Here is a 23,543-nt window from a genome sequence, read left to right on the forward strand (position 1 = left end):
GGGTGCCCGACGCTCGCCCCTCATCCGCTGCCCCGGCGACCACCGCACCCGATCGCCGAGCGGCCCTCAAGGCACGACACCGTTCGGCCATTCTCGAGGCCACCCGGGGGCTCGTCGCGGAACGCTCCGGGCCCTTCTTCAGCGCCGACGAACTGGCCGAACGGGCTGACATCGCCCGGCGCACCGTGTTCAACCACTTCGCGTCGATCGACGAGATCCTCTTGACGCTGTGCGCCGAGATCCTCGACGTGATCATCGACGACTTCGTGTCGGCCGTGGCGACCCGGCCGGTCGGAGCCGACACGCTCCTCGCCCTGTTCGACGAGATCACGGCCAGCCTGGAGTCGACCGACCTGCCGGCGACGATCGCCAGCATCGGCAGCCTGCTCGGCGCGCCCGACGTCGACGATCCGCGCGGCGACACGCTCAGCGACGAGGCATTCACCCGAGTGGCCGAGAGGCTGCTGGTCGAAGCCTCCCGCCGCCACCCCGGGGTCGACGACCTCGACGTCGAGATCCTGGTCCACTCGCTGATGAGCGGCGTCCTGGTCATCGCGAAACGCTGGGTGCTGCTCTGCGGCGTCCGGCTCGACGACGAGTCGCGAAGCCAGTGGCGACACCTGTTGAACCGCCTCACGAGCACACTCCGATCCGGCTACTCTTCGGGCTCCTGACCTATTCGTCCGTCGTCAGACGGCTCCCCGGGGTTCACCGGCGCACCCCACCTCCTCCACCGCACAGAACTGAAAGGCTCGGGCTCCACAATGGCCGGTCTCCTCTACCGTCTCGGGCGCTTTTCGGCGCGCCGACACTGGGTCGTCGTCGTCGCCTGGATCGTGATCATCGGTCTCGCCGGTGTCGGGTTCTCGCTCTTCAAGGGCACGATCTCGTCGTCGATCAGCATTCCCGGCACGGCCACCGAGAAGGTGACGAACCAGCTCGCCGACGAGTTCCCGAAGGCGTCGGGCGGGTCGGGCAGCGTCGTCTTCGAGACCGACGACGGGAAGGCGTTCACGTCGACCGAGAAGTCTGACATCTCGGCATGGCTGAAAGACGTCGGCGACATGTCGGGGGTCAAGGCGACCACTGATCCGTTCACGACGCAGGCGCGGCTCGACGACGGCAAGCAGAAGATCGTCGATGGCCGCGCGCAGATCGCCGACGCGAAGACGACCCTTGCCGACTCGCAGGATCAGCTCGACGCCGGCACGACCCAGCTCGCGGGCGCCCAGAAGCAGCTCGACTCCGCGGTCGCTCAGGCCAAGGCCGCCGGTCAGTACGCGGCCGCCAAGGCCCAGCTCGACCAGCAGCAGTCGGTGCTCGACTCGCAGACCGCGACCCTCGAGGCCAACCAGAAGAAGATCGATGAGGGCACCGCCAAGCTCGAGGCCCAGAGCACCACGCTCGAACTGAACTCGAAGGTGCTCGACCTCTCGTCGAACATCCGCTTCGTCTCGAAAGACGACACCACCGCCGTCGGCTCCGTCCAGTTCACCACCGGAACCTACGAGGTCGACCCCGATCTCAAAACCGCGATCGTCGAGAAGTCCGACAAGGGCATCGACGGCGTGCACGTGTACGTCTCGAGCGACATCGCCGCGGGCGTGCCGAGCATCGTGGGGCCGGGCGAGGTGGTCGGCGTGATCGTGGCGGCGATCGTGCTGCTGATCATGCTGTCGACCATCATCGGCGCCATCCTGCCGCTCCTCAGCGCGGTCGTCGGACTGGGCGCATCCGTGCTCGGCGCCATGGCGTTCTCGGGCGTCGTCGAATTCAACTCGGTCACGACGGTGCTCGGCATCATGCTGGGTCTCGCCGTCGGCATCGACTACTCCCTCTTCATCCTCAACCGGCACCGCAAGCAGCTCAAGCAGGGCATGGAGCTGCACGAGTCGATCGGCCTCGCCAACGGCACCTCGGGTAACGCCGTCGTCTTCGCCGGCTCGACCGTGATCGTGGCGCTCCTCGCGCTCAATGTCACCGGCATTCCGTTCCTCGGCCTGATGGGCACGGTCGGTGCTGCGGCGGTTCTCGTGGCAATCCTCGTGGCAATCACGTTCACGCCGGCGATGCTCTCTCTGGTGGGCATCCGGATCCTGCGCAAGAAAGAGCGCGCGGCCATCGGCAACACCGGCTCGACCCGAGTGCCGAACTCGCCGATGAAGACCTGGCGCGCCGTGGTCACGCTCATCGTCGGGGTCGTCGTGCTCGGTGTCGTCGCCCTGCCCGCCATGCAGATGCGGCTCGGCCTGCCCGACGGCTCGTCGGAGGCCACCGATTCCAGCCAGTACAAGGCCTACAAGGCCCTCGAGAAGGAGTTCGGCGCCGGGCAGAACAGCCCGCTCGTCGTCGTGGCGAATCTGCCCGAGAAGGCGACCGGCGACGACCTCCTTAAGCAGGAGATCACGGTCGGCGATGCCATCTCGGCCAAGAGCGACGTGTCGGCGGTCGTGCCGATCGGCGCCTCGAACGACGGCACTCTCGTGGCGTTCCAGGTCGTGCCGAAGGGCGGCCCGTCGAGCGAATCAACCGAGACCCTCGTGCACGCTCTGCGCGACATGTCGCCCGTCACGTCCGACTCCGGTGACATCACCCTCGGTGTCGCGGGCAACGCCAGCGCCAACATCGACGTCTCGGAGAAGCTCGCCACCGCGCTGCCGATCTACCTCGTGCTCGTGGTCGGACTGTCGCTGCTGATCCTGATCCTCGTGTTCCGTTCGATCCTCGTGCCGCTCACCGCGACCGCCGGCTTCGTGCTCTCGCTGCTCGCGACCTTCGGCGCCCTCACCGCGGTTTACCAGTTCGGCTGGGCCAGCGCAGTGTTCGGCGTGCACGACCCCGCCCCGATCCTGAGCTTCCTGCCCGTGATCGAGGTCGGTGTGCTGTTCGGTCTCGCAATGGACTACCAGCTGTTCCTGGTGTCGGGCATGCGCGAGGCGTACGCCCACGGCGCCCCCGCCAAGATCGCCGTTCAGCGCGGCCTCTACGCCGGTCGCGCCGTCGTGACGGCCGCGGCGATCATCATGATCTCGGTGTTCTCCGGCTTCATCTTCTCGGAGTCGTCGACGATCCGCCCGATCGGCTTCGGGCTCGCCTTCGGTGTGCTCCTCGACGCCTTCGTCGTGCGCATGCTGCTGATCCCGGCGGCGATGCACCTGCTCGGCAAGTCGGCCTGGTGGTTCCCGAAGTGGCTCGACCGCATCGTGCCCGACGTCGATGTGGAGGGCGCGAAGCTCGAGCGCTCACACCCCGATGCCGAGACGGCTGGCGAGGGATCCTCGGCCGCTGCTGGTTCGCACGCCCACGCTCACGCCGCGCCGGCACCCGTCGACGCGCCAGGCTCGGCGCCGCACGAGCCGCACCCGAACCACCGCGCCTAGCCAGGCCTAGCCGGGCCCTGCTTGCAAATTCGAAGGAAAAGCACCCCGCCGGAACCGGAAACATCAGGGTCCGGCGGGATGCTGCACGCGTTTCTCCTTCAAATTCGAAGGCGACAGCGACGACGCGGGGCGCGAGCTACTTGAAGTGACGCGTCGCGAGCGGCACGGTGCTGCCCGTCACGGTGATCGACACGGCCCGGATCGACGCCGCGGGAATAGCGGTCGCCGCCGTCAGACCCGTCGCCTTCCCGCCGATCGCCTGCCACGAGGCCACGACGGTCTGGGCGCCGCTGTCGTCGGTCACGAGGAGGTCGTACGACCCCGAACCGCCCTTCCAGGCCGTGGCATACGAGCACTCCCAGTCGAGACGCGAGCCCCACTTCGTCGAGGCGAGGGCGATGTCGGCGGTGACTTGGCTTCCGCCCGCGGGCGTCATGGCGGCAGAGGGTTCCGAGGATCCTGATGCCCCCGCCGTGAGGCCTCCCAGCGTGTAGCCGCCGACGACCAGCGCGACGACCGCCGCGGCCGCGACGAGGCTCGCTCCGACACGGCGGCGACGTCGGCGGGCCGAGACGCGAGCGGCGAGCGCCTGCACGGTGCAGGTGCCGGCGGCGACGTCCTGGGTCGGCTCGTCGTCGAGCAACGCCACCGCCTCGTCGACCGAAATCGATCGGAGCAGGCCGGGAAGGCGAGCGAGATCGGCGACGTCGTCGCGCGCCGCCGGGTGCTCGTCGAGGTACGCCTCGTATTCGAGACTCTCGGCGGGGGTCAGCGCTCCGAGCACGTACGCGGCGTCCCAGCGCCTCGGATGATCGCCGGGAACCGAGTCGGGGTGATTCGTCATTGGGTCACTCCTCGTTCTTGCAGTGCCAGCCGGAGGGCCCGCAGGCCGTAGTGCAGGCGCGATTTGATCGTTCCCTCGGGAACGCCGGCCTGCGCGGCCAGCTCGGCAATCGGCAGCCCTAGGTGATAGGCGCCGATCACGACGGCCCGATGCTCGCGGCTGAGCGATTTGAGGGCGTCTTGCAGCAGCCACTTCGACAGGCTGGCGTCGGTCTCGTCCGGGCTGGCGCGCTCGGGGACGAGCTCCGCCTGGATCTCGTGCCGACTCCTGGCGCTGCGAGCTTCGTCGACCGAGAGGTTGCGCGCGACGGTAAACAGCCACCGGCGCGCGGCCAGGTCGTCCGATTCGAGCAGCGAGTGGTTCTTCCAGAGCCGCAGCAGCGACTCCTGCACGATGTCTTCGGCGAGAGCGGGATCGCTGGTGAGCCGGGCGACGTACCGGTGGAGCGCGGGCGCATGCGCGTCGTGGACCGCCTGGAGCAGCGCTCCGCGGTCGCCGCGCGGCGTTCGTTTCTCGGGCATGGTCGCCTCCTGTGTCTCAGTATCCGGTGAAGGCGTCGGTGACGACGCGTTTCACACCCGAGGAGCGTAGGATCCGGCGCACGCCGCTCACGAGCCGCGGCGATCCCGCCACGTAGGTGCGCCTCGACTCGGCGTCCGGCACGGTGCTCTGCAGCAGGTCGGTACTGAGGGGCCCGCTCCCGCCGTAGGTCCACCCGGCGGGAAGCGCCGACGGGCTCTCAGGTGCAAGAAGGACGCCGCGGAGCCGACCGCCGAGGGGCAGCTCGTCGAGGTAGGCGGCCTCGTCGGGCGTCGACACCGAGTAGATCACCACGGCGTCGGTGGAGGCAGACCGGGCCTGCACGTCACGAAGATGACTGACGAACGGAGTGATGCCGATGCCTCCGGCGACGAGCAGGAGCGGAACCGACTCGTCGCGCGGCAGAAGGAAGTCGCCGCCCACCAGGGTTCCGGTGACTCGTTCGCCGGGGTCGAGGGCGAGCAGCCGGGTCTTGAAGCTGCTCGAACGATCAGCGGTCTTGATGCCGAAGCGGACGACGTCGCGCTCGGAGGGCGGCGACACGATGCTGAAGGTGCGTCGCTGACCCCGGGTGTCGGCACGGGAGTGCGGCAGGCCGAGCTCCAGGTACTGGCCGGCCTGGAAACGGATCGGCTTCCTGGGGCGGAACGACAGCTCCCAGCTCGACGGCGACAGTCGACGCCGCTCGACGAACTCCAGCCGCACACCGCGGCGCTGCCCGACGGCGAACGCCAGGATGTTCCCGATAACGAGAGCGAGCTCGTAGGTGCCGTAGAGCGGACCGAAGTGGAACGGAACGGCGAAGAGCACGCCGACGACCACGGCCAACGCGAGCTGCTGCCAGCGACGAGGCGGCAGGGTCAGGGGCTCGGTCAGCATGAAGCCCGCGAAGAACACGATCGGCGACGAGAGCACGGCCGCCGAGAGAGCCGCCGACAGCGAACTGCCGAACGACAACCCGGCGAGGGTCACGCCGACCGTGGCAACCACGACGAAGACGGCTCCGAGCGGCAGCTTGCGGGTGCGGTGGAGAATGACGAGGGCGGCCACCAGAACGACCGGGAGCAGAGCCGGAGCACCGACCCACCACCCGGGGAAGGCCGACGGCAGTGCGACGCTGATCACAACGGCGGCGAACGCGGCCGGGTTGACCACGTGGCGTCCGCGAACGGCCAGCAGGTACTTCGACGCCGAGGCGACCACGCCGGCGAGGGCGACCGCTCCCACGCTGAGGGTGGTCAGCGACGGCTGGAAGAGCAGTAGCAGGATGAGCGCCGTGACGAGCGACGACTCGGTGTGCGGTCGGACGCGGAAGACCAGCGCGAACAGCCGATTGCTGACGAGCGTCGCGACGACGACCGCCGCGCCGTTCGCCAGAATCGCGAGGGGCTCGTAGGCGATGAGCCCGGCGGCGCTCGTCACGAGGGCCGCCGCGACCACGACCAGCAGTGCGAGGAGCACGAGCCGGTACATGGTGACGCGGGCGGTGACGGAGTCGAGCCAGGTCGAGAGGCTCCGGGGCGATCGGCCGACCGACGCCCGGGCCGCGGAGGGCGAGGTGGCGGTCATGCGAAGAGCACCGCCTCGAACACGGGAGAGGCCTCGACGACCGGGCCGCGGAGGATCCTGAGCCCCTCGAACCGATCACCGACCCCCGCGGCTCGCAGCTCGTCGACTCCGCCGAAGAACAGCGCCGTCGCCAGACCGTCGGCCTCGAGCGCCGTCGGCGCCAGCGCCCAGGTGGCGAGAACGTCACGGGTCGGTTCGCCGGTGCGCGCGTCAAGGATGTGGTGGAGACCGTCACCCCAGGTGCGGCGGTTCGGCGCCGAAGCAGCCAGTGCGGCGTTGTCGAGTTCGATGACGCCGATGGCGAGCGACGGGTCGTCGGGGTGCTCCAGGGCGACCCGGGCCGGCGTGGCACCACGGTGCAGCAGGTCTCCCCCGGCATCGACGACGTACTCGTCGACCCCGAAAGACCGAAGGATCCCGGCCACCAGATCGACGAGGTAGCCCTTGCCGGCCGCCCCGATGTCGAGCATCACGGGCTCGCGGGTGGTGAGCACCCGACCGTCCCAGGTCGCTGCGTCGCTCCAGACGGGAACGCCCACCGGGTCGGCCGACGCGACCAGCGAGTAGGCGGCGTCGTAGCCGAGACCCTCGAGGCGGCGCCCCACCAGGGGGTTGACGCTGCCGTCGGTCGCGCGGTCGAGCCGGGCGTAGAGGTCGAGCAAGGGCGCAGCATCGGCCGGAAGGACGTACTGCCCCGGAGTGCGGGCGATCGCGCTCACCAGCGAGTCGGCACGGAAACGCGACCAGTCGCGGTCGAACCGCTCGATACGCTCGGCGACCGCGCGGCGCACGTCAGCGGGGAGCGCGCGGTCGGTCGTGATGCTCCACACGGTGCCGATGGCCTTGAAGCGATGCTGGCCGGGCACGTCGAGAACGGCCGAAGTCTCGAGCGCCTCGAGCACGGCCGGTGCCTCCGGCACGTCAGGCCTTGGCATCGGTCTTGATCTTGCCGAGGGCGTCGGCGAAACCCTGGCTGGTGAGCGATGAACCCGCCACGTTGGTGACGTTGAGGTCGTCGATCTTCTTGCCGACGACTGCATCGCCGATGCCGCCGATGAACTTGTTCTGGTACTGAGTCGCGGTGGGATCGGCCTTGACCGTCTTCACGGTGACGGCCTTGACCGCGTCGCTCGCGATCACGAGGTTCACGCTGATGACCTCTTTGCCACCGGGCGACGAGTAGGTGCCCTGCTCGGTGTACGAGCCGTCCTTGTAAGCGCCGGATGTGGTGGTCGTGCCGCTCGTCGCGCCAGAACCGGCCGCGGGCGTGGTGGTGGTGGCGGCCGGGGCGGATCCTGCGGTTCCTGATCCGGCGTCGGCGGTGCCGCTGCTGGCGCATCCGGCGAGCACGCCGATCGCCGAGAGGCCGGTCATGGTCAGAAGTGCTGCTCGGGTACGGGGGGCCATCGGGGTCTCTTCTCGTCTGGGGCGGAACTGCTGTCACCCGTACGACGAGGTAGCGCACCGGAAGGTTCACGCGAGGCGGAATTTGGTTCGATTCCGAATTCGAAGGAGAAACCCGCGGCCGGCAACGTGGGCATCAGGATCCGGCGGGGTGCGTCGCGCGTTTCTCCTTCGAATTTGCAGAGGGCGCCGCCGTGTTACGCGGTGAGTCAGCGCGATTGGGCCTCGCCGGGAGCAGCGGGCAGGGTTGAGACCTCGGATCAGCACGAGACCAGTCCCCGCTCACACCGGGCTCCGCCGCCCCGCCCCGCATCGAAAGAGGCCCCCATGTCTGCACCCCAGCTCCCCGCCCGCGCGCGAAACCGCCGGCCGCTCGTGATCGGCATCATCGCGGCGATCGTCGTGATCGTCGTCGTGATCGTGCTCATCGTCGTGAACCGCTCGAACGCCGACGACAGTGCCTCGGGCGCCGCACCGAAGACCGTCTCGATCGGTGTCGTCGATGCCTCCGAGCCGTACTGGAAGACCTACTCGACCCTCGCCAAAGACAAGTACAACGTCACGATCAAGCTGGTGAACTTCTCCGACTACAGCCAGCCCAACCCGGCGCTCAGCCAGGGGCAGACCGACCTCAACGAGTTCCAGCACATCCAGTACCTGGCCAATTACAACGTGACCACCGGGAGCGACCTGCAGCCGATCGGCGCCACAGCCGTCTACCCGCTGCCGCTGTACTCGACGAAGTACTCCACGCCGTCCGAACTCCCCGAAGGTGCCAAGGTCGCGATCCCGAACGACGCCGTGAACGAGGCGCGCGGCCTCCTGGTACTCCAGGCCGCCGACCTGATCACGCTGAAAGACGGAGGCAACGCCTTCTCGACTGTGACCGACATCGAGACGAAGAAGGTCGACGTCACGGCCCTCGACGCTTCGCAGACCGCCAACGCCCTCAAGAGCAACTCCGTCGCCGCCGCCATCGTCAACCAGAACTTCGCCACTCAGGCCGGGTTCCAGAAAGACGAGGCGATCTTCAAAGACGACCCGTCGTCGACGAGCGCAGCTCCCTACGTCAACGTCTTCGTCGCCCAGAACAAAGACAAGAACAACTCCCTCTATCTCGACCTCGCGAAGCTGTACCACACGGCCAGCGTCGAGAAGGGGGTCCAGGAAGCCAACAACGACACTGCGGTGTTCCGCGACACCTCCGCCGCCGACCTGCAGAAGGAGCTCGCCACAGTCGAGTCCGACGCGAAAGCAGCAGCGAAGTAGTGACGTCTGCGGTTTCGACTCCGCTCGTCCGGCTCGAGGGTGTCAGCAAGGTCTACGACACCCCGGCCGGGCGGCGCACCGCGGTCGACAACGTCTCGCTCACGGTCAACGAGGGCGAGATCGTCGGCGTCATCGGCTACTCCGGCGCCGGCAAATCGACGCTGGTGCGGTTGATCAACGCGCTCGAGCTCCCCACGAGCGGCCGGGTGTTCGTCGGCGACAGCGAGCTGACCGCCCTGCCCGAGCGGTCGCTCCGCGCGGTGCGCCAGGGCATCGGCATGATCTTCCAGCAGTTCAACCTGTTCCGCTCGCGCACGGTCGCCGGCAACGTGGCGTACCCGCTGCGCGTGGCCGGCCTCGGCAAGGCCGAGCGCGATGCCCGCACCGCCGAGCTCCTCGACTTCGTCGGGCTACTCGACCGTGCCCACAGCTACCCCGAACAGCTCTCGGGCGGCCAGAAGCAACGCGTCGGCATCGCACGTGCTCTCGCTACCAACCCCCGACTGCTCCTCGCCGATGAAGCGACCAGCGCCCTCGACCCCGAGACCACCGCCGACGTGCTCGCGCTGCTGAAGAAGGTCAATCGCGATCTCGGCGTGACGATCATCGTCATCACCCACGAGATGGACGCCATCCGCGCCATCGCCGACCGCGTCGCCGTTATGGACTCCGGCCGCATCGTCGAGAGCGGACCGGTCTACGACGTGTTCTCGAAGCCGACGACGCCCGCCGCCGCCCGCTTCGTCCGGTCGGTCTTGCAAGACCGCCCCTCGCCCGAGACACTGACGCGCCTTCGGCAGAACCACGACGGCAGGATCGCGACGGTGCAGGTCGCCGAGATTCCCGGATTCATCGGGGTGGTCACCTCCGCATTCACGGGCCAGGAGGTCGCCGCCGACCTCATCTTCGGCGGAATCAGCGAATTGCAGCAGCGACCCGTCGGCGCCCTGACCTACGAGCTCAGAGGTGACGACGCACGGATCGACGCGGCCCTCGCCGACCTCACCGCACGCGGCATCGACTGGATCGAGGAGAACTGATGGACTTCTTCCTCAGCAACACCGACGTCTTCATCACGGCGATCGGCCAGACCCTGTTCATGGTGGTCGTGTCGATCGTGGTCGCCGGGATCCTCGGTCTCGCCCTCGGTATCGGCCTCTACGTGTTCCGCCCCGGAAACCTGCTGTCGAACCGCGCGATCTTCACCGTGCTCAACGTCGTCGTGAACATCGTGCGGCCGATCCCGTTCGTGATCTTCATCGCCGCGATTCAGCCGCTCACGACCCAGGTCGTCGGCACCACGATCGGGCCGAACGCCGCGGCCTTCGCACTGTCGCTCGCCGCCGCCTTCGCCGTGTCGCGGATCGTCGAGCAGAGCCTCGTCGGCATCGACCCCGGCGTGATCGAGGCCGCCCGCGCGGTCGGCGCCGGGCCGGTGCGGATCATCTTCACCGTGCTGATCCCGGAGGGGCTCGGGCCGCTGATCCTCGGCTACACGTTCATCTTCGTGGGCATCGTCGACATGAGCGCGCAGGCCGGGATCCTCGGCGGCGGCGGGCTCGGCGACTTCGCCGTGGCCTACGGTTCGCAGCGCTACAACTGGCCGGTCGTGTACATCACGGTGGCGGTGATCGTCGTAATCGTGCAGCTCGGGCAGTTCGCCGGGAACGCGCTGGCTCGGAAGGCGCTGCGCCGCTGACCTCGGGCTGCTCCCCCTCGGGTTGCTCCCCCTCGGGCTGCTTCCTTCGGGCTGTTCCCGCTCGGGCTGCTCCCCCTCGGGCTGCTCCCGAATTTGAAGGAGATCCGTGCTGCAGACCCCGGCGGATCCTGATGTTTGTGTTCCTGGGCGCGGGTTTCTCCTTCGAATTTGCACGTGCGGGCGGCTGGCGGGCTGGAGCCAGCTCTCGGGCGGCACCCAGGCGAGCGACTACCGTCGACCGCCGATCCACTCGAAAGGACACCCACGTGACCACCGTCGCCATCATCGGAGCCGGCCCGGGGCTTGGAGCAGCGGTCGCCCGCCGCTTCGGCCGCGAAGGCTTCTCCATCGCCCTCATCTCGCGCAACCAGAGCCGTCTCGACGACCTCGCCGCCACGCTGACGTCGGAGGGACTCACCGCGCAGGGATTCGCTGCCAACGTCCGCGACACCGCGTCGCTTCAGGCGGCGCTCGTCAATGCCACCGAGCAGCTCGGGCCAATCGAGGTGCTCCAGTACAGCCCGCTTCCGGCCAAGGAGTACATGCGCCCCACGCTCGAGACGGTCGCCGACGATCTCGTCGGGCCGATCGAGTTCTCGGTCTACGGGCCGGTGACGGCGGCTCGGCAGGTGCTGCCCGGCATGCGAGCGCTCAAGGGCGGCACGATGATCTTCGTGAACGGCGCCAGCGCAGTGCGTCCGCGCGACGCCGTCACCGGCACATCGGTCGCGTTCGCCGCTGAAAGCGCCTACGTCGAGCTGTTGCACGAAGCCGTCGCTCCCGAGAACATCCACGTCGCTCAGCTGATCATCCCCCGCGGGATCGGCGGCGGCGAGCCCTCGCACGAGCCGAACGCGATCGCCGACACGATCTGGGGGCTGCACTCCGAGCGGGGTGAGTTTCGCACCTACGTCGCTCCCCTCGATTGACGCTTCGCGCGGGGGCGCTGCCGAATTCGAAGGAGAAACCATGGGGCGACCCCCGCCGATCGGCATGAATCGGCAGGCCGACGCGCGTTTTTCCTTCAAATTTGCACGGGCCGGGCTATAAGGGGGCACTGCCGCTCAGTGCCGGTGCGGAAGCTCCCACGCGGGCAGCGGATCGTCGAACCGTGCCCAGAGCATCGGGCCGCCGAGCAGCTCGTCCGGCGTGAGTAGACAGCGTCCGAGTTTGGCGGTCAGCGCAGTGGCGTCGAGGTCGCGTCCGTAGAACACGAGCTCCTGCCCAAGCGGCGCGTCCGAATCCCAGCTGTCGATCGTAGTGGGATCGAGGGAGAACACGTCACCGGCCGAAGCCCAGGATCCGACGGCGAACGGCCTCGAGGCCAGTCGCGCTAGTCCGCGTGAGCGCAGGATCGATCGGGGTCGCTGCCCGAATTCCGCGGCGACCGCCTCGGCCAACCGCCCTGGGTGAAACGGCAGCGGCTCGCGAAAGACGACCGCGTCGATGCCGGTTGAGGCCCGCCCGAGCAAGTTGCCGTCGGAGAGCTCGCGTTGCCAGCCGAGGTTCTGCGCCAGCAGCGCTGCCACCCCCGGCACGACGGCCGCCGCCGGACGCCGAGCCTGGGTCGCGCGTTCGACCGGGACGATGCGGGCCACGACGTTCAGTCGCCGCAGCAGGCCGAGCGTCTCGTTCAGGAGCGACGGCGAAACACCGCCCGTATCGGTGACCACCAGCAGGGTCGCGTATTCGATCTGCGCTGCCAGGCGCTCGGCGGTGTCGTAGTCGGGGCGTGCCGGATCCTCGTCCCTCTCCGCGAAGAGCCACGCGCGAACGTCGAGGAGCGAGACCACCGTGACGATGTCGCGCACGAGCACCGGAGCCTCGTCCGGTTCGCGCGCGTCGCAGACGGCTCCGACGACGAGTCCGACCTCGAGGGGATCCGCCCGCGACGGGAGGTGCACGACGATGTCGCCGCAGAGGCCGTGGTCGACCTGGCTGAGCAGGTCGTCGATCAGGTCAGCGGCAAAAGCCGCGCTGTCGGCGGGGATGTCGGCGACAGGGCTCTCGTCGGGGAGGTCAGACCCGATCTCGGCGACGCTGTCGGCGACGTCGACACTCGCCCCGGTGAATGCCCGGGCGAGGTCACCCGCCGCCCGAGGTCGCAACGAGCTCAGGAGCGTGAGGTGAAGAGGGCGAACTGTGCGCATACCAGTCACCTTAAGTGATAATGGTTATCACTTAGCCATTTCACCGAAGGGAACACCATGAAGGTCCGCAACTCGCTCGCGTCGCTCAAGAAGCTGCCCGGAGCGCAGGTCGTCCGCCGTCGCGGACGGACGTTCGTCATCAACAAGCTGAACCCGCGCGGCAAAGGACGTCAGGGCTAGGAGCAGACTCGGTATCGGGCGACATCACGGTCGCCCAAGAAGCACACCGGGAGGCACCGTGTCCGAATACAGCTATCAGGGCCCAGCAGACATCGACCGCGCTATCGGATTCTTCGTTGCACTCGACGACGCCCAGCGCAATGCCCTTGAGGTACTGCAGATCGACCAGGTGCTCGATGAGCTTCAGGGCGAATACACGAAGGCAACAGCGGACTCGTCGTACCGGCCGAGCGACGACTTTCTCGCCCGGCTCAGCGGCTACCTCGAGCGAGCCGACGACTGGGACGCCTCGGTCGCCTAGGGCTTAACCACGTCGATCCAAGGAATTCCCGTTCCATCGCCTGCGATGAGGGGAACGGGAATCCTTGGATCAATTCGTGTCGGGCGGATCTACTTCGCGAGGAAGGCCAACACGTGCTCGTTCCACTCGTCTTTGTGGCTCACGGTGACACCGTGGGGAGCGCCCTCGATGACGACGAGCTCGCTGTTCGCAACAGCCTCGTGAGTGCGCTTGCCGCTCACCTCGAACGGGACGATGGCGTCCGAGTCTCCGTGGATGACGAGCGTCGGCACGTCGATCTTGGTGAGGTCGTCGCGGAAGTCCGTCGTGGCGAAGGCAACGGTGCAGTCGAGGGTGCCCTTCGGCGAAGCCAGCTCGGCGATCGCCAGGTTGTAGGCGACCTGCTCGTCGCTTACGAGCGGCTTGTTGATCAGCGACGGCTTGCCGGCCGTGAAGAACATCTTGACGAACTCGTTGAGGAATTTGGGTCGATCGCCGACGATGCCATCGTGGAACCACGCGGCGAGGTCGTCGTCGACGCCACCCTCGGGGTTGTCGCTCGCCTTGTAGAGGTACGGCGGCACGGCGCTGGCGAAGACCAGCTTGGCGATACGCTCGGTGCCGTAGAGGCTGACGAAGCGGGCCAGCTCGCCTCCACCCATCGAGAAGCCGATAAGGGTGACGTCCTGCAGGTCGAGCTCGTCGAGCACAGCCTTGAGGTCGGCGGCGAAGGTGTCGTAGTCGTAGCCGTTCCATGGCTGCGACGACTGGCCGAAACCGCGGCGGTCGTAGGTGATGACGCGGTGGCCGGCCTCGACGAGGGCGGGAACCTGGCCCTCCCACGAGCGACCGCTCAGCGGCCAACCGTGGATGAGGACGACGGGCTTGCCCTGGCCGTAGTCCTCGTAGTGGAGTTCGACGGCGGAGCCGGAAGACTGGGGAACGGTGACGAAAGGCATGGAATGCTCCTTCTCATGTCGGGATTGGGACTTCTGACGGTACGCCGCGCGGAATCCTGCCCTCGGATGCGATGCGCAGGGTTGTCCCCCGGGCCGGCTTGAAGGTGCGCCTCCCGGAGCGGCTCGGGGCCGACCGGGGCCAAGCCGGGCACAGCAGAACACCCCGCTCGCGCCCTACCCCCAGCCGCCGAGGTACGCCTCGACGTCAACGGCCGCAGGGTCGAGCGCCGTGACGCCGGGCAGCACGACCGACGCACGCTCGAACAGGTCGTCCCGACCCCAGCGAGAGGCCCGGGCAGCGGCCCGCGTCGACCGCACGACACAGAGCGGCTCGCCGTCGTCGGCATCCACGACCTCCAGCGATCCGAGCGACTCGACGCCGAGCCGGACGACGGCCTCGGCAAGCGCGGAGCCCCTGACTCGGAGGGGGCGGAGGACGTCGACGAGGATCCTGCACTTCGCACTCGACGAACCGTCCCCGGGCAACCCGGCCAGCGGCAAGGCCTCGGCTAGCGAGTCGAGCGTGACGAACCACGCGGCATCCCACCCGGTGACTCCCTCAGGCACAGTGACGGCATCGGGCACGGACACGAGCACATCGGCGAACCGCCCGGGCAGCCCGCGTGGCCCCGACCCCGGCACCGGGATCAGCTCTGCGAGCCGCACTGACTCCTCGTTCTTGCGCGCGAGCGCGGCTTCGGGGCGCCCCGACCACTCGGGTCCGTCGTGCCAGGCGGTCGCCGTCGGCACGTGGGCGAGAACGGCGCCGGCGAGCCAGGCGCGGTAGGCCCACTCCCAGTCCTCTCCCCCATAGCGGTCGAATGATTCGTCGAAGCCGCCGCTGGCATCGAACAGCTCGGCGCTGCAGGCGACGACGGCGCCGATCACGAAGCGGTACGAGCGGTCATCGGCGTCGAGCAGGTTGCGGCTGCGGGCGTAGGCGTCGTCGAGCCAGCGCGGGGCGGGCAGCGCGGTCAGCGGTGCAACGACTTCGATGCGTGCGTCGGCGTCGACCTCGTCGAACACGGCATGCAGGCGGCGTCCGACCGTCACGACGTCGGGTGCGAGCGCCGGAAGCCTCGTCAACTCGATCAGATACGACGGCTCGGGCGCGGTATCGGCATCGAGAAAGCACAGGATCCGGCCCGACGCCCGAGCCACCCCCGCATTCCGAGCGGCTGCGAGCCGGAACCCGCGGTCCTCCTGCACGATGAGGATGACTCCGTCCGGCACAGTCGGCGGCGTGATCGACCCATCGTCGACCACGATGATCTCGAGCCGCTCGGGCGGGTGGTCCTGTCGCTTCAGCGCGAGGAGTGTCCGGTCGAGCTGGCTCTGCTGCTCGTAGTGGGCGATGATCACCGAGATGAGGGGTGGCTCGTCCGGTCGCACGCCGTCGAGACGGTCCCACTCGTTCCGCGGCAGAGCGATACCCAAGGGCCTGGAAGCCGCGGCGTTCGTCACCACGCGATGCTCTCCCACCAGGTGAGGTATGAGGCGGCGGCGTCATCGAGCGTCGGCCCGATGGGGTGGCCCGGGTAGAGGAACGTGGACGCCGGATCCTGATGTCTCGCCTGTATCGCGTCGGCCAGGTCGTCGAGGGCGGTCAGATGCAGGGTTCCGGGGCGCAGTGCGGCCATCTCGCGGGTGTAGCGGGTGTCGACCACTATTGGTCTCCGCCCCTGCTCGGCCCAATCGAGGAGCGAGCGGGACGCCGAGTAGTGCCGGTGCGCGACCAGGGGGATGCCCGCGGTGAGGCAACGAGCACGGTACTCGGCGGGTTCGAGGTAGCCGGTGACCGTGAAGTCGACGCCGAGTTCGGTGGCTCGGGCCGCGAACCGGTCGGCTTCGACCTCGTGGCCTGGCGAGATTCCACCGAGGGCCGTGACAGATGCCGACGCGCCGGTGCGCGCCGACACGAGGGCCGCCGCCTCGATCGCGTCCTCGTGCCCCTTACCCGGGTAGACGTAGCCGGCGAGGAGCACTTCGATAGCGCCCGGTGTCGGAGGGACTGTCGGGGTAGGAGGCGACAGGGGGTGACGGGTACCCAGCGGGATCACGGCCACCCGGAGGTCGGCACCGAGATGCTCGTGCACGAGCAACTCTTCGTGGTGGCTGTTGACCACCACGCCGGCCGCTGCGTCGGCAATCGCCCGATAGGCCGTCGACCTCCGGGCCACGTTGCGCTCGCCGTCGGAGGCCTGAGGAACATCGTGGAGTGTGACCGTGACCCGTCCGGCCCCGAGGAGGCGCACTACGCGGGCGGTCGCCTCCTCTAGCGTGGCGCCGTAGAGACCATCGGTGACGTGCAGGTGAACGCGGTTATAGCGACGGATGAGCGCCTCGGCGTCGTCAGCCGAGTCGACATGGTGGATGTCTTCACCCGTCAGAAGGCGAGCCACCGCCTCCGCCGTTTCTCGGGCGTATTCCGTGACCCCGTGGTGGAGTGGGCCGACAAGGATCTGGGCGGGAGGTGAAGTAGACACTCGGGCGAACATTGCACGGCCACTGGCCCTTCGTCAAGGGGGTAGACAAAGAAGATCCGAATTCACATTCACTGCGTAGCGTGCACAGAGTGCCTACCGGGCGTGCCGACTCGACCCCTATGGAGCCCCTATGACGCAGACCCTCTGCGTCGCTTCCGTACCCGCAGGTCATCCCTACGTCGCTCGTGCTTTGGCAGCCCCGATCGGTAGTCCAGTGCGGGTTCGGGTTCTGCCGGATCCCCAGCCCGTGGGTGCACCGGCGGGCCAGTGGTGGCCGCCCGCGATCGTCGGTTCCGGGTGGATCGACTCGCACCGCGCCGACGCCGACCTGCTGCACCTCCACTTCGGCCTGGAGTCGTTCACCGTCGTCGAACTCGTCGCCGCAGTGGATGCCGCTCACGACGCGGGCTGGCCGGTCGTCTACACCGTGCACGATCTCGAGAATCCCCAGCTGGTCGACCAGGCACCCCACGTCCGACAGCTCGACGCGCTACTTCCCCGCGTCGACGCTGTGGTGACCCTCACTCCCGGCGCTGCGAGAGAGATCTCAGAGCGTTGGGGCCGGACGGCCCTCGTGCTCCCCCACCCGCGCCTCCTGCCCGACGATGTCGAACCGCCCCGCGGTCTCGCGCACGACCTTCCCGTGATCGGAGTCCATCTGAAAGACCTGCGCCCGAGCGTTGATGGGGCCGCCTCCGTGCGAATCCTCCTCGGCGCGCTCGACATCCTCCGAGACCGGGGTGTCAGCACCACCGGTGAAGTCCGCCTGCACCGGCGTGTGCGCGACGACGAGCAGCGAGAGCAGATCCGTCTTCTCTGCGCGGAGCGCTCCGACGTCGTGCTGATCGAACACGACCGCCTCGACGACGAGGCTCTCGCGGATGCCCTCGCGCACCTCGACGTGTGCGTGCTGCCGTATCACTCGGGCACCCACTCGGGCTGGCTCGAACTCTGCTGGGATCTCGGCGTCGCCGTCGCCGTGCCCGACGTCGGGTACCTCCGCGAGCAGCACGACGACGAAGCGACGATCGCGGGCTTCTCGCGGCAGGGCCTCGACGACGATCGTGTCGAATCGCTGGCCGGCGCAATCGCGCGTCTCCTCGACTCGGCTCCCGAGCCCGGCAGCGAGGCGCGTCACGATCTGGCCGTTCGTCGCCTTGAAGAGCGCACCACGACCGACGAGATGACGGCGCGCGCCCACGCCGACCTCTACTCCGATCTTCTGGCCGAACGATCGTGACGGTGGCTCTGCGCATCATCATGATCGCCCCCCTGCGCTTTCCGATCCACGCTCCCTTCGCGGGAGGCCTGGAATCGGCCGTCTGGAACGAGATCCGACTGCTTCGTGCCCGCGGGCACCGGGTCGAACTGATCGCAACCGAAGGATCCGACTACCTCGAGGGCGGCCCGCGCGAGTTCGTGCTGCCCGCGGTCGACTGGCACGGCGACCCCGCAGCCGCTGACGACACCTACCCGCCGGGGTACCTCGGCCGCGCCCTGCCCGCTCTCGACCGCGCTCTCGCCGTGGTGGCCGAGCGCGCCGCGGCCGGCGACATCGACATCGTCGTCAACCACTGCCTGCACGGCCTTCCCCTCGCCCGCGCCGGAGAGATCGGCGTGCCGATGGTGTCCACTCTCCACACGCCCATCGTGCCGGAGCTCGTCGCCTCGCACGCCACCGGTCGGGGGCGCGGCAGCCGGTTCCTCGCGGTAAGCGGACACACGTCTCGCACCTGGTCGGTCGAGGGCGTCCACTCGGAGGTCTTGCACAACGGCGTCGACACCGACGTGTGGCCCCGGGGCGACGGCGGAGAAGGCCTGGTCTGGTTCGGCCGGATCAACCACGAGAAGGCACCTCACCTCGCTCTGCAGGCCGCTCACCTGATGGGGCGCCCGCTGACCATCGCCGGGCGGATCGGCGATCAGACGTACTTCGACGAGGAGGTCGCTCCCCTCCTCGACGGCGACCGGCAGTACGTGGGACCGCTCGGTACGACCGAGCTCGCGAGCCTCGTTCGTCGGAGTGCGTGCGCCCTGACGACGCCGCTGTGGGAAGAGCCCTTCGGCCTGGTCACCCCGGAGGCACTCCTCTCGGGAACCCCCGTCGCCGCATTCGCGATCGGCGGCATCACCGAGCTCGCCGTCGGGTCGATCGGACTCACGACGGTTCCGGTCGGCGACGTCGCCGCTCTCGCCGCAGCCGCGACCGCACTCATCGCCCAGAGCGACGCCGACCCCGCGTTCCGGGCGATGGTGAGTCACGCCGCCGCCCTGCGATTCTCGCTCTCCAGTCGCATCGTGGCCCTCGAGCGGATCTTCGCCGAGGCTATCGCCGACGAAGCCCTCACGGAGAACGGTCGCCCGGACTACGGCAGCGACGACGACGACGACTCCGACAGCGGTGCTCTCGAGCGAGCATCCGCCGCATGAGCCGTCCGACCATCGGCTGGTACGTGCACCATCACGGCCACGGGCACATCACTCGGTTCCTCGCCATTCGGCCTCAGCTCGACGCCGACGTGATCTGCTTCAGCACTCTCGAAGCGCCGAGCCCGCTTCCCGATCGGACAACCTGGATCCAGCTCGACCGTGACGACCTGGCCGAGACCGACTCCGGCGGCAGCCTTTCCGAACCGGCAGACGCCGACCCCACCGCTACGGGTCTGCTGCACTGGGCTCCGCTCGGCCATCGCGGGCACCGCTCGCGGCTGGCCCGCATCGCGGCGGAGACCGTGAAGCGCCCCGTAGCCGCCTTCGTCGTCGATGTCTCAGCCGAGGTGACCCTGTTCGTGCGCCTGCTGGGAATCCCCGTGGTGCTCGTCGGGCAGCCCGGGCGTCGCACCGACGAGGCGCACAGGCTGGCGTTCCGGGCGGCCAGTCGGATCCTCGCCCCGTGGCCCGCGGGCGTCGTCACCCAGCCGGACTTCGGCGACGGCGTCGATGTCGTCCATACGGGCGGCATTTCTCGCTACGACGGCCGGCAGCCCCTGTCCGACGACACACGATCGGGAGTGCTGGTGATGCTCGGGTCGGGCGGCGGCGACGTCAGCGACGACGACCTGCGAGCCCTCGACGAGGCCCTGCCCGAGGAGACGATCACCGTGCTCGGGCCCGGACGCGACTGGCAGGACGACCCGTGGCAGGCGCTTTCGTCGGCCGAGATCGTCGTCTCGTGGGCCGGTCAGAACTCGATCGCCGACCTGGCCGCGGCCGGCGCGCGCGGCATCGTGATTCCGCAGCACCGCCCCTTCGACGAACAGGTCGAGATGGCAACTGCCCTCGAACACGCCGGACTCGCAGTCGTCGAGGGCGGCTGGCCCGAAGCGTGGCGGTGGCCGTCGGTGCTCGACCGGGCGCGAGCGCAGGATCCCACGTGGTCGGCCTGGCAGACGACCGGTGCGGCCGAGCGCGCCGCGGCTGCGATCCTCGACCTGGCACAGGAGTGGTCGCGGTGACGGCGTCGACGACTGATCCGGCGGTTCCATCCCCGCCACCCGCGATCGCCGTGGTGACGCTGGCCTCGGCAGCCCGGCGGGCCCACGTCGACAACCAGCTGGCGGTGGTCGGTCGGTCGAGCGAGGTACGCCGGATCCTCGTTTGGCTCGGCAATGACTCCCCCACCGGCATCGACGCCGACGTCGTGCTCTCTGTGCCGCCCGGGCCCGATGGCCTGCGCCTCGCCGCCGCCCGCAACGCCGGCGCCGATCGGGCCGTGGCAGACGGTGCCGGGCTCGTCGTCTTCCTCGATGCCGACTGCGTGCCGGATCCTTCGCTCTTCTCCGCCTACGCCGCCGCCTCGGCCACGCACCCGGAGGCCGTGCTGTGCGGGCCGGTGACGTACCTTCCGCCCGGCGTCGACTCCCTCGACCCGGCCGCCCTGGACCGGCACCGGTCGCCCCACGCGGCACGCCCGGCACCGCCGAAGGGCCAGGTCGTGCTGGCCCCGGCGGACGACTACCGCCTGTTCTGGTCGCTGTCGTTCGCGCTGACGTCGACCGCGTGGAGTACTGGGCCGCGGTTCGACGAGACGTTCGAGGGGTACGGCGGGGAAGACACCGACTTCGCCTACCGACTGCGATCGGCCGGGGTGCCACTGGCCTGGGTGGGCGGCGCCGACGCCTACCACCAGCATCACCCGACCACCTCGCCTCCGGTCGCGCACCTCGACGACATTCTTCGGAACGGTGCCCTGTTCGCGCGCACCTGGGGCGAGTGGCCGATGCTCGGCTGGCTGGAGGCCTTCGAGCGTGACGGGCTCGTGCGGCGCACGGGAGCGGGCTGGGCTAGGCGCTAGGGGCGTCGTGGGGCGCTGAGCTCGAGGTTGATGTCGTCGGGATCCTGCAGCGACAGCACCACCTGGTTGAACGTCGGCAGGTCGGTGACCTCGCCGTGCTCGATGCCGGCCTCTGAAAGCCGTTCGGCCGCCCGGTGCAGGTCGTCGACGCTCTCCACCCGGAAGCTCACGTGGTCGAGCCCCACCCGGTTCGGATCAAAGGTATCGCCCGGCTTCGCCACCGGACGCAGGCCTAGCGTCTGCCCCTGGAACGTGAACGAGCAGCCGCCGTAGGTGCGCCACGGGTCGTCGTGAATGGTCGGGTCGTCGATCTGGTCGCTGAAGTCGCTGCCCGGTGCCATGCCAAACAGCTGCTCGTAGAAGGCCTTGCTGCGGTGGATGTCGGTGACGGTGAGGCGAACGTGGGCGAACCCGCTCGGCGTGACAATGGCGTCGTTCATGCTTTCCAGCTAAGCGCGACGCACCCTCGGATGGCCACGGCACCCCTGGCAGACGAGGGTTTCCTGGACACTCGGGGGTGCTTCGAGCGCGTCACCATGTACCCCTAGGGGCGCGCGCGGAGCACGGCCAGACCGAGGGCCTCGAGAAAGGTGCCCCACTCGGTGGGCGTCGTACGGCTGCTCCGCCGGATCGACGTCTCAGAGAACAGACTCGGCCGAGAACGCGGGCGCGCACCTATGAGAAGAAGGTCGAACGTGTCGCCGTTCCGCGACACGAGCACCTCGGAAACGGTGCTGAGAGCGATGCGCTGGAGGGGCGGTCGGTCGAGCTTCGACCGATACAGGAGCGTGTCGCCGACGAGCTCGACGTACCCCGTCACGCCGCGGACGACGAGAGTGGCGGCGGGTGCGGCCGGGGCTAATTCGGGTGATGAGGGAGCCGGTGACGACGAGGATCCGGCCCGCGTCCGATTGGTCCAGCTCGTGCCGTCCCACCACCGCTCGACCTCGGGGTCGGCGTCGGGGTACCAGCCCGCCGGTGCACCCGGCGGAGGAAGGTCGCTCACAAGTCTCGCCCCTTTCCGGCGACGCCGCCGTTACCTGATTGAGACACAGATGTTTGTGTTCAGGTGACGATACCGCTTACGATTGCCCACAGCTTGTGAGCGCTCACAACGACCGAATCGCCACCTTGACATTGGAGTCTTGCCATGACGACACTCGTCTTCACCTGAGACTCCTCGCGCTTCGCCCGCTCCGGTCCGGCCACCAGGCAGACCCGCGATCACACGCATCTCCACCTTCACCCGGGTCGCGCACCCCTGCGTTGCCCCATCTCGCAATCACAGATCACCACCTCCCGAACAACACCACACAACACAAAAGGAACAACATGAAGACAAAGAAGTTCTTCGTCGGCGTCGCAGCCATCGGACTCGCTTTCTCCCTCGCCGCCTGCTCCGGTGGTCGCGGCGGCTCCGGTAACACCGGTGGCGACGACAACAAAGGCGCCCTCGTCGGCGTCGCGATGCCCACCAAGGTCTCGGAGCGCTGGATCAAAGACGGCAACGCCGTCAAGAGCGACCTCGAGAAAAAGGGCTACAAGGTCGACCTCGAGTACGCCGACAACAAGATCCCCACCCAGGCGCAGCAGGTCAGCAACATGATCACCAAGGGTGCCAAAGTCCTCATCGTGGCCTCGATCGACGGTGGCTCGCTCAGCGACCAGCTCGACGCGGCGGCGAAGGCCGGCATCAAGGTCATCTCGTACGACCGCCTTCTCACGGGCAACAAGAACGTCGACTACTACGTCTCGTTCGACAACTACAAGGTCGGCGTCGACCAGGCCACCAGCCTTCTGACCGGACTCGGCGTCCTCGACGCCGACGGCAAGAAGACCGGCGACAAGAAGGGCCTCAACATCGAGCTCTTCGCCGGTAGCCCCGACGACAACAACGCCACGTTCTTCTTCAACGGCGCGATGGACACCCTCAAGCCCTACATCGCCGATGGCACGCTCATCGTCGGATCGGGCCAGACCGGCTTCACTCAGGCCGCAACCCTGCAGTGGGACCCGGCAACCGCCAAGGCGCGCATGCAGAACCTCATCGCGAAGTCGTACTCCGGCGGAAAGAACGTCGACGGCGTCCTCTCGCCCTACGACGGCATCTCGATCGGCATTATCTCGGCGCTCCAGGGCGCCGGCTACGGCACGTCGTCGAAGCCGCTCCCGGTCATCACCGGCCAGGACGCCGAGGCCGCTTCGGTCAAGTCGATCATCGCGGGTGAGCAGTACTCCACCATCTACAAAGACACGCGCCAGCTGGCGACCGAGTCCGTCACGATGGCCGACGACCTGCTGACCGGCAAGACCCCCGAGGTCAACGACACGAAGACGTACGACAACAAGGTCAAGGTCGTTCCGACCTTCCTGTTCCAGCCCACCGTCGTCACCAAGGACAACTACAAGAAGGTCCTGATCGACAGCGGTTACTACACCGAGGCCGACCTCAAGTAGGTCGCCCCGGGGCGAGGCGGGCCGCGCACTCC

The 23,543-nt window shown here is 68.4% G+C and carries 24 protein-coding genes; 13 read left to right on the forward strand and 11 right to left on the reverse strand.

The window, feature by feature from the left end:
* The first annotated feature begins 2 nt into the window (after window positions 1-2).
* Window positions 3-674 (forward strand): TetR/AcrR family transcriptional regulator, encoded by a 672-nt coding sequence (locus ITJ49_RS12190; RefSeq protein WP_194605687.1) that lies wholly within the window; start codon window positions 3-5, stop codon window positions 672-674.
* Between the two features lie 90 nt (window positions 675-764).
* Window positions 765-3,380, forward strand: coding sequence for an MMPL family transporter (locus tag ITJ49_RS12195; RefSeq protein ID WP_194605689.1), 2,616 nt, complete (start codon window positions 765-767; stop codon window positions 3,378-3,380).
* A gap of 136 nt (window positions 3,381-3,516) precedes the next feature.
* Here ITJ49_RS12195 and ITJ49_RS12200 read toward each other — a convergent pair whose 3' ends face one another.
* The 5 genes from ITJ49_RS12200 to ITJ49_RS12220 are packed head-to-tail and all read right to left on the reverse strand — an operon-like array spanning window position 3,517 to window position 7,740.
* On the reverse strand, window positions 3,517-4,224 hold the full coding sequence (locus ITJ49_RS12200; RefSeq protein ID WP_194605693.1) for an anti-sigma factor: 708 nt from the start codon (window positions 4,222-4,224) through the stop codon (window positions 3,517-3,519).
* Window positions 4,221-4,745, reverse strand: a complete 525-nt coding sequence (locus ITJ49_RS12205) for a sigma-70 family RNA polymerase sigma factor (RefSeq protein ID WP_055958967.1) — start codon at window positions 4,743-4,745, stop codon at window positions 4,221-4,223. The genes ITJ49_RS12200 and ITJ49_RS12205 overlap by 4 nt, the downstream gene beginning before the upstream one ends.
* Window positions 4,746-4,761: 16 nt before the next feature.
* Window positions 4,762-6,333 carry an FAD-dependent oxidoreductase gene (locus ITJ49_RS12210; protein WP_194605695.1) on the reverse strand — a complete coding sequence of 524 codons (1,572 nt, stop codon included), beginning with the start codon at window positions 6,331-6,333 and terminating at the stop codon, window positions 4,762-4,764.
* On the reverse strand, window positions 6,330-7,268 hold the full coding sequence (locus ITJ49_RS12215) for an FAD:protein FMN transferase (protein ID WP_194605697.1): 939 nt from the start codon (window positions 7,266-7,268) through the stop codon (window positions 6,330-6,332). The genes ITJ49_RS12210 and ITJ49_RS12215 overlap by 4 nt, the downstream gene beginning before the upstream one ends.
* Complete coding sequence (locus ITJ49_RS12220) at window positions 7,255-7,740, reverse strand: hypothetical protein (RefSeq protein WP_194605699.1); 486 nt, start codon at window positions 7,738-7,740, stop codon at window positions 7,255-7,257. The genes ITJ49_RS12215 and ITJ49_RS12220 overlap by 14 nt, the downstream gene beginning before the upstream one ends.
* Before the next feature lie 324 nt (window positions 7,741-8,064).
* On the opposite strand from ITJ49_RS12220, the gene ITJ49_RS12225 reads away from it, so the two are divergent.
* The 4 genes from ITJ49_RS12225 (at window position 8,065) to ITJ49_RS12240 (ending at window position 11,634) form a co-directional block, all read left to right on the forward strand.
* Window positions 8,065-9,006 (forward strand): MetQ/NlpA family ABC transporter substrate-binding protein, encoded by a 942-nt coding sequence (locus ITJ49_RS12225; protein WP_194605701.1) that lies wholly within the window; start codon window positions 8,065-8,067, stop codon window positions 9,004-9,006.
* Window positions 9,006-10,046, forward strand: a complete 1,041-nt coding sequence (locus ITJ49_RS12230; RefSeq protein ID WP_194605703.1) for an ATP-binding cassette domain-containing protein — start codon at window positions 9,006-9,008, stop codon at window positions 10,044-10,046. The genes ITJ49_RS12225 and ITJ49_RS12230 overlap by 1 nt, the downstream gene beginning before the upstream one ends.
* Window positions 10,046-10,705, forward strand: coding sequence for a methionine ABC transporter permease (locus tag ITJ49_RS12235; protein ID WP_194605705.1), 660 nt, complete (start codon window positions 10,046-10,048; stop codon window positions 10,703-10,705). The genes ITJ49_RS12230 and ITJ49_RS12235 overlap by 1 nt, the downstream gene beginning before the upstream one ends.
* A gap of 266 nt (window positions 10,706-10,971) precedes the next feature.
* Window positions 10,972-11,634, forward strand: a complete 663-nt coding sequence (locus ITJ49_RS12240) for an SDR family NAD(P)-dependent oxidoreductase (protein ID WP_194605707.1) — start codon at window positions 10,972-10,974, stop codon at window positions 11,632-11,634.
* A gap of 135 nt (window positions 11,635-11,769) precedes the next feature.
* On the opposite strand, the gene ITJ49_RS12245 is transcribed toward ITJ49_RS12240, so the two are convergent.
* Complete coding sequence (locus ITJ49_RS12245; RefSeq protein WP_194605709.1) at window positions 11,770-12,855, reverse strand: GTP-binding protein; 1,086 nt, start codon at window positions 12,853-12,855, stop codon at window positions 11,770-11,772.
* 57 nt (window positions 12,856-12,912) lie between these two features.
* Between ITJ49_RS12245 and ITJ49_RS12250 the strand changes: the two genes are divergently transcribed.
* A complete protein-coding gene (locus tag ITJ49_RS12250) occupies window positions 12,913-13,035 on the forward strand; it encodes a ribosomal protein bL36 (RefSeq protein WP_055958990.1) in 123 nt (40 codons plus the stop codon).
* 58 nt (window positions 13,036-13,093) lie between these two features.
* On the forward strand, window positions 13,094-13,336 hold the full coding sequence (locus tag ITJ49_RS12255) for a hypothetical protein (RefSeq protein WP_194605711.1): 243 nt from the start codon (window positions 13,094-13,096) through the stop codon (window positions 13,334-13,336).
* A gap of 89 nt (window positions 13,337-13,425) precedes the next feature.
* Here the strand turns inward: ITJ49_RS12255 and ITJ49_RS12260 are convergent, their stop codons facing one another.
* The 3 genes from ITJ49_RS12260 to ITJ49_RS12270 all read right to left on the reverse strand — a co-directional run bounded on the left by ITJ49_RS12260 (window position 13,426) and on the right by ITJ49_RS12270 (window position 16,760).
* On the reverse strand, window positions 13,426-14,274 hold the full coding sequence (locus tag ITJ49_RS12260) for an alpha/beta fold hydrolase (protein ID WP_055958996.1): 849 nt from the start codon (window positions 14,272-14,274) through the stop codon (window positions 13,426-13,428).
* A 174-nt stretch (window positions 14,275-14,448) separates the two neighbouring features.
* Window positions 14,449-15,738, reverse strand: a complete 1,290-nt coding sequence (locus ITJ49_RS12265) for a glycosyltransferase (RefSeq protein ID WP_194605713.1) — start codon at window positions 15,736-15,738, stop codon at window positions 14,449-14,451.
* The gene (locus tag ITJ49_RS12270; protein WP_194605715.1) at window positions 15,735-16,760 is read right to left on the reverse strand and encodes a hypothetical protein; all 1,026 of its coding nucleotides are present in this window, start codon (window positions 16,758-16,760) and stop codon (window positions 15,735-15,737) included. Before ITJ49_RS12270 ends, ITJ49_RS12265 begins: the two co-directional genes overlap by 4 nt.
* Before the next feature lie 130 nt (window positions 16,761-16,890).
* Between ITJ49_RS12270 and ITJ49_RS12275 the strand changes: the two genes are divergently transcribed.
* From ITJ49_RS12275 to ITJ49_RS12290, 4 genes are read left to right on the forward strand one after another with little or no spacing between them, the layout of a single operon-like run.
* Window positions 16,891-18,000 (forward strand): glycosyltransferase, encoded by a 1,110-nt coding sequence (locus tag ITJ49_RS12275; protein WP_194605717.1) that lies wholly within the window; start codon window positions 16,891-16,893, stop codon window positions 17,998-18,000.
* A 2-nt stretch (window positions 18,001-18,002) separates the two neighbouring features.
* The gene (locus tag ITJ49_RS12280; RefSeq protein ID WP_370544499.1) at window positions 18,003-19,190 is read left to right on the forward strand and encodes a glycosyltransferase; all 1,188 of its coding nucleotides are present in this window, start codon (window positions 18,003-18,005) and stop codon (window positions 19,188-19,190) included.
* Complete coding sequence (locus ITJ49_RS12285) at window positions 19,187-20,215, forward strand: glycosyltransferase (RefSeq protein ID WP_194605719.1); 1,029 nt, start codon at window positions 19,187-19,189, stop codon at window positions 20,213-20,215. Before ITJ49_RS12280 ends, ITJ49_RS12285 begins: the two co-directional genes overlap by 4 nt.
* Window positions 20,212-21,054, forward strand: coding sequence for a glycosyltransferase family 2 protein (locus ITJ49_RS12290; protein ID WP_370544500.1), 843 nt, complete (start codon window positions 20,212-20,214; stop codon window positions 21,052-21,054). Before ITJ49_RS12285 ends, ITJ49_RS12290 begins: the two co-directional genes overlap by 4 nt.
* Here ITJ49_RS12290 and ITJ49_RS12295 read toward each other — a convergent pair.
* Together ITJ49_RS12295 and ITJ49_RS12300 are read right to left on the reverse strand one after the other, a co-directional pair.
* Complete coding sequence (locus ITJ49_RS12295) at window positions 21,051-21,494, reverse strand: VOC family protein (protein WP_194605721.1); 444 nt, start codon at window positions 21,492-21,494, stop codon at window positions 21,051-21,053. The genes ITJ49_RS12290 and ITJ49_RS12295 overlap by 4 nt on opposite strands.
* A gap of 104 nt (window positions 21,495-21,598) precedes the next feature.
* A complete protein-coding gene (locus ITJ49_RS12300) occupies window positions 21,599-22,060 on the reverse strand; it encodes a DUF2510 domain-containing protein (protein ID WP_194605723.1) in 462 nt (153 codons plus the stop codon).
* Window positions 22,061-22,386: 326 nt separating this feature from the next.
* Between ITJ49_RS12300 and chvE the strand changes: the two genes are divergently transcribed.
* Window positions 22,387-23,511, forward strand: a complete 1,125-nt coding sequence (chvE, locus tag ITJ49_RS12305) for a multiple monosaccharide ABC transporter substrate-binding protein (RefSeq protein ID WP_194605725.1) — start codon at window positions 22,387-22,389, stop codon at window positions 23,509-23,511.
* Window positions 23,512-23,543 lie beyond the last annotated feature (32 nt).

Origin of the sequence: Frondihabitans sp. VKM Ac-2883 (genome assembly GCF_015350875.1) — a bacterium.
Taxonomy (GTDB): Bacteria; Actinomycetota; Actinomycetes; order Actinomycetales; family Microbacteriaceae; genus Frondihabitans.

Bases quoted from the DNA above. Each gene is read 5' to 3' on its own strand.
- ITJ49_RS12205 (WP_055958967.1), bottom strand. From the start codon at position 4,745: ATGCCCGAGAAACGAACGCCGCGCGGCGACCGCGGAGCGCTGCTCCAG.
- ITJ49_RS12225 (WP_194605701.1), top strand. From the start codon at position 8,065: ATGTCTGCACCCCAGCTCCCCGCCCGCGCGCGAAACCGCCGGCCGCTC.
- ITJ49_RS12215 (WP_194605697.1), bottom strand. From the start codon at position 7,268: ATGCCAAGGCCTGACGTGCCGGAGGCACCGGCCGTGCTCGAGGCGCTC.
- ITJ49_RS12235 (WP_194605705.1), top strand. From the start codon at position 10,046: ATGGACTTCTTCCTCAGCAACACCGACGTCTTCATCACGGCGATCGGC.
- ITJ49_RS12210 (WP_194605695.1), bottom strand. From the start codon at position 6,333: ATGACCGCCACCTCGCCCTCCGCGGCCCGGGCGTCGGTCGGCCGATCG.
- chvE (WP_194605725.1), top strand. From the start codon at position 22,387: ATGAAGACAAAGAAGTTCTTCGTCGGCGTCGCAGCCATCGGACTCGCT.
- ITJ49_RS12275 (WP_194605717.1), top strand. From the start codon at position 16,891: ATGACGCAGACCCTCTGCGTCGCTTCCGTACCCGCAGGTCATCCCTAC.
- ITJ49_RS12245 (WP_194605709.1), bottom strand. From the start codon at position 12,855: ATGCGCACAGTTCGCCCTCTTCACCTCACGCTCCTGAGCTCGTTGCGA.
- ITJ49_RS12195 (WP_194605689.1), top strand. From the start codon at position 765: ATGGCCGGTCTCCTCTACCGTCTCGGGCGCTTTTCGGCGCGCCGACAC.
- ITJ49_RS12200 (WP_194605693.1), bottom strand. From the start codon at position 4,224: ATGACGAATCACCCCGACTCGGTTCCCGGCGATCATCCGAGGCGCTGG.
- ITJ49_RS12220 (WP_194605699.1), bottom strand. From the start codon at position 7,740: ATGGCCCCCCGTACCCGAGCAGCACTTCTGACCATGACCGGCCTCTCG.
- ITJ49_RS12295 (WP_194605721.1), bottom strand. From the start codon at position 21,494: ATGAACGACGCCATTGTCACGCCGAGCGGGTTCGCCCACGTTCGCCTC.
- ITJ49_RS12260 (WP_055958996.1), bottom strand. From the start codon at position 14,274: ATGCCTTTCGTCACCGTTCCCCAGTCTTCCGGCTCCGCCGTCGAACTC.
- ITJ49_RS12250 (WP_055958990.1), top strand. From the start codon at position 12,913: ATGAAGGTCCGCAACTCGCTCGCGTCGCTCAAGAAGCTGCCCGGAGCG.
- ITJ49_RS12285 (WP_194605719.1), top strand. From the start codon at position 19,187: ATGAGCCGTCCGACCATCGGCTGGTACGTGCACCATCACGGCCACGGG.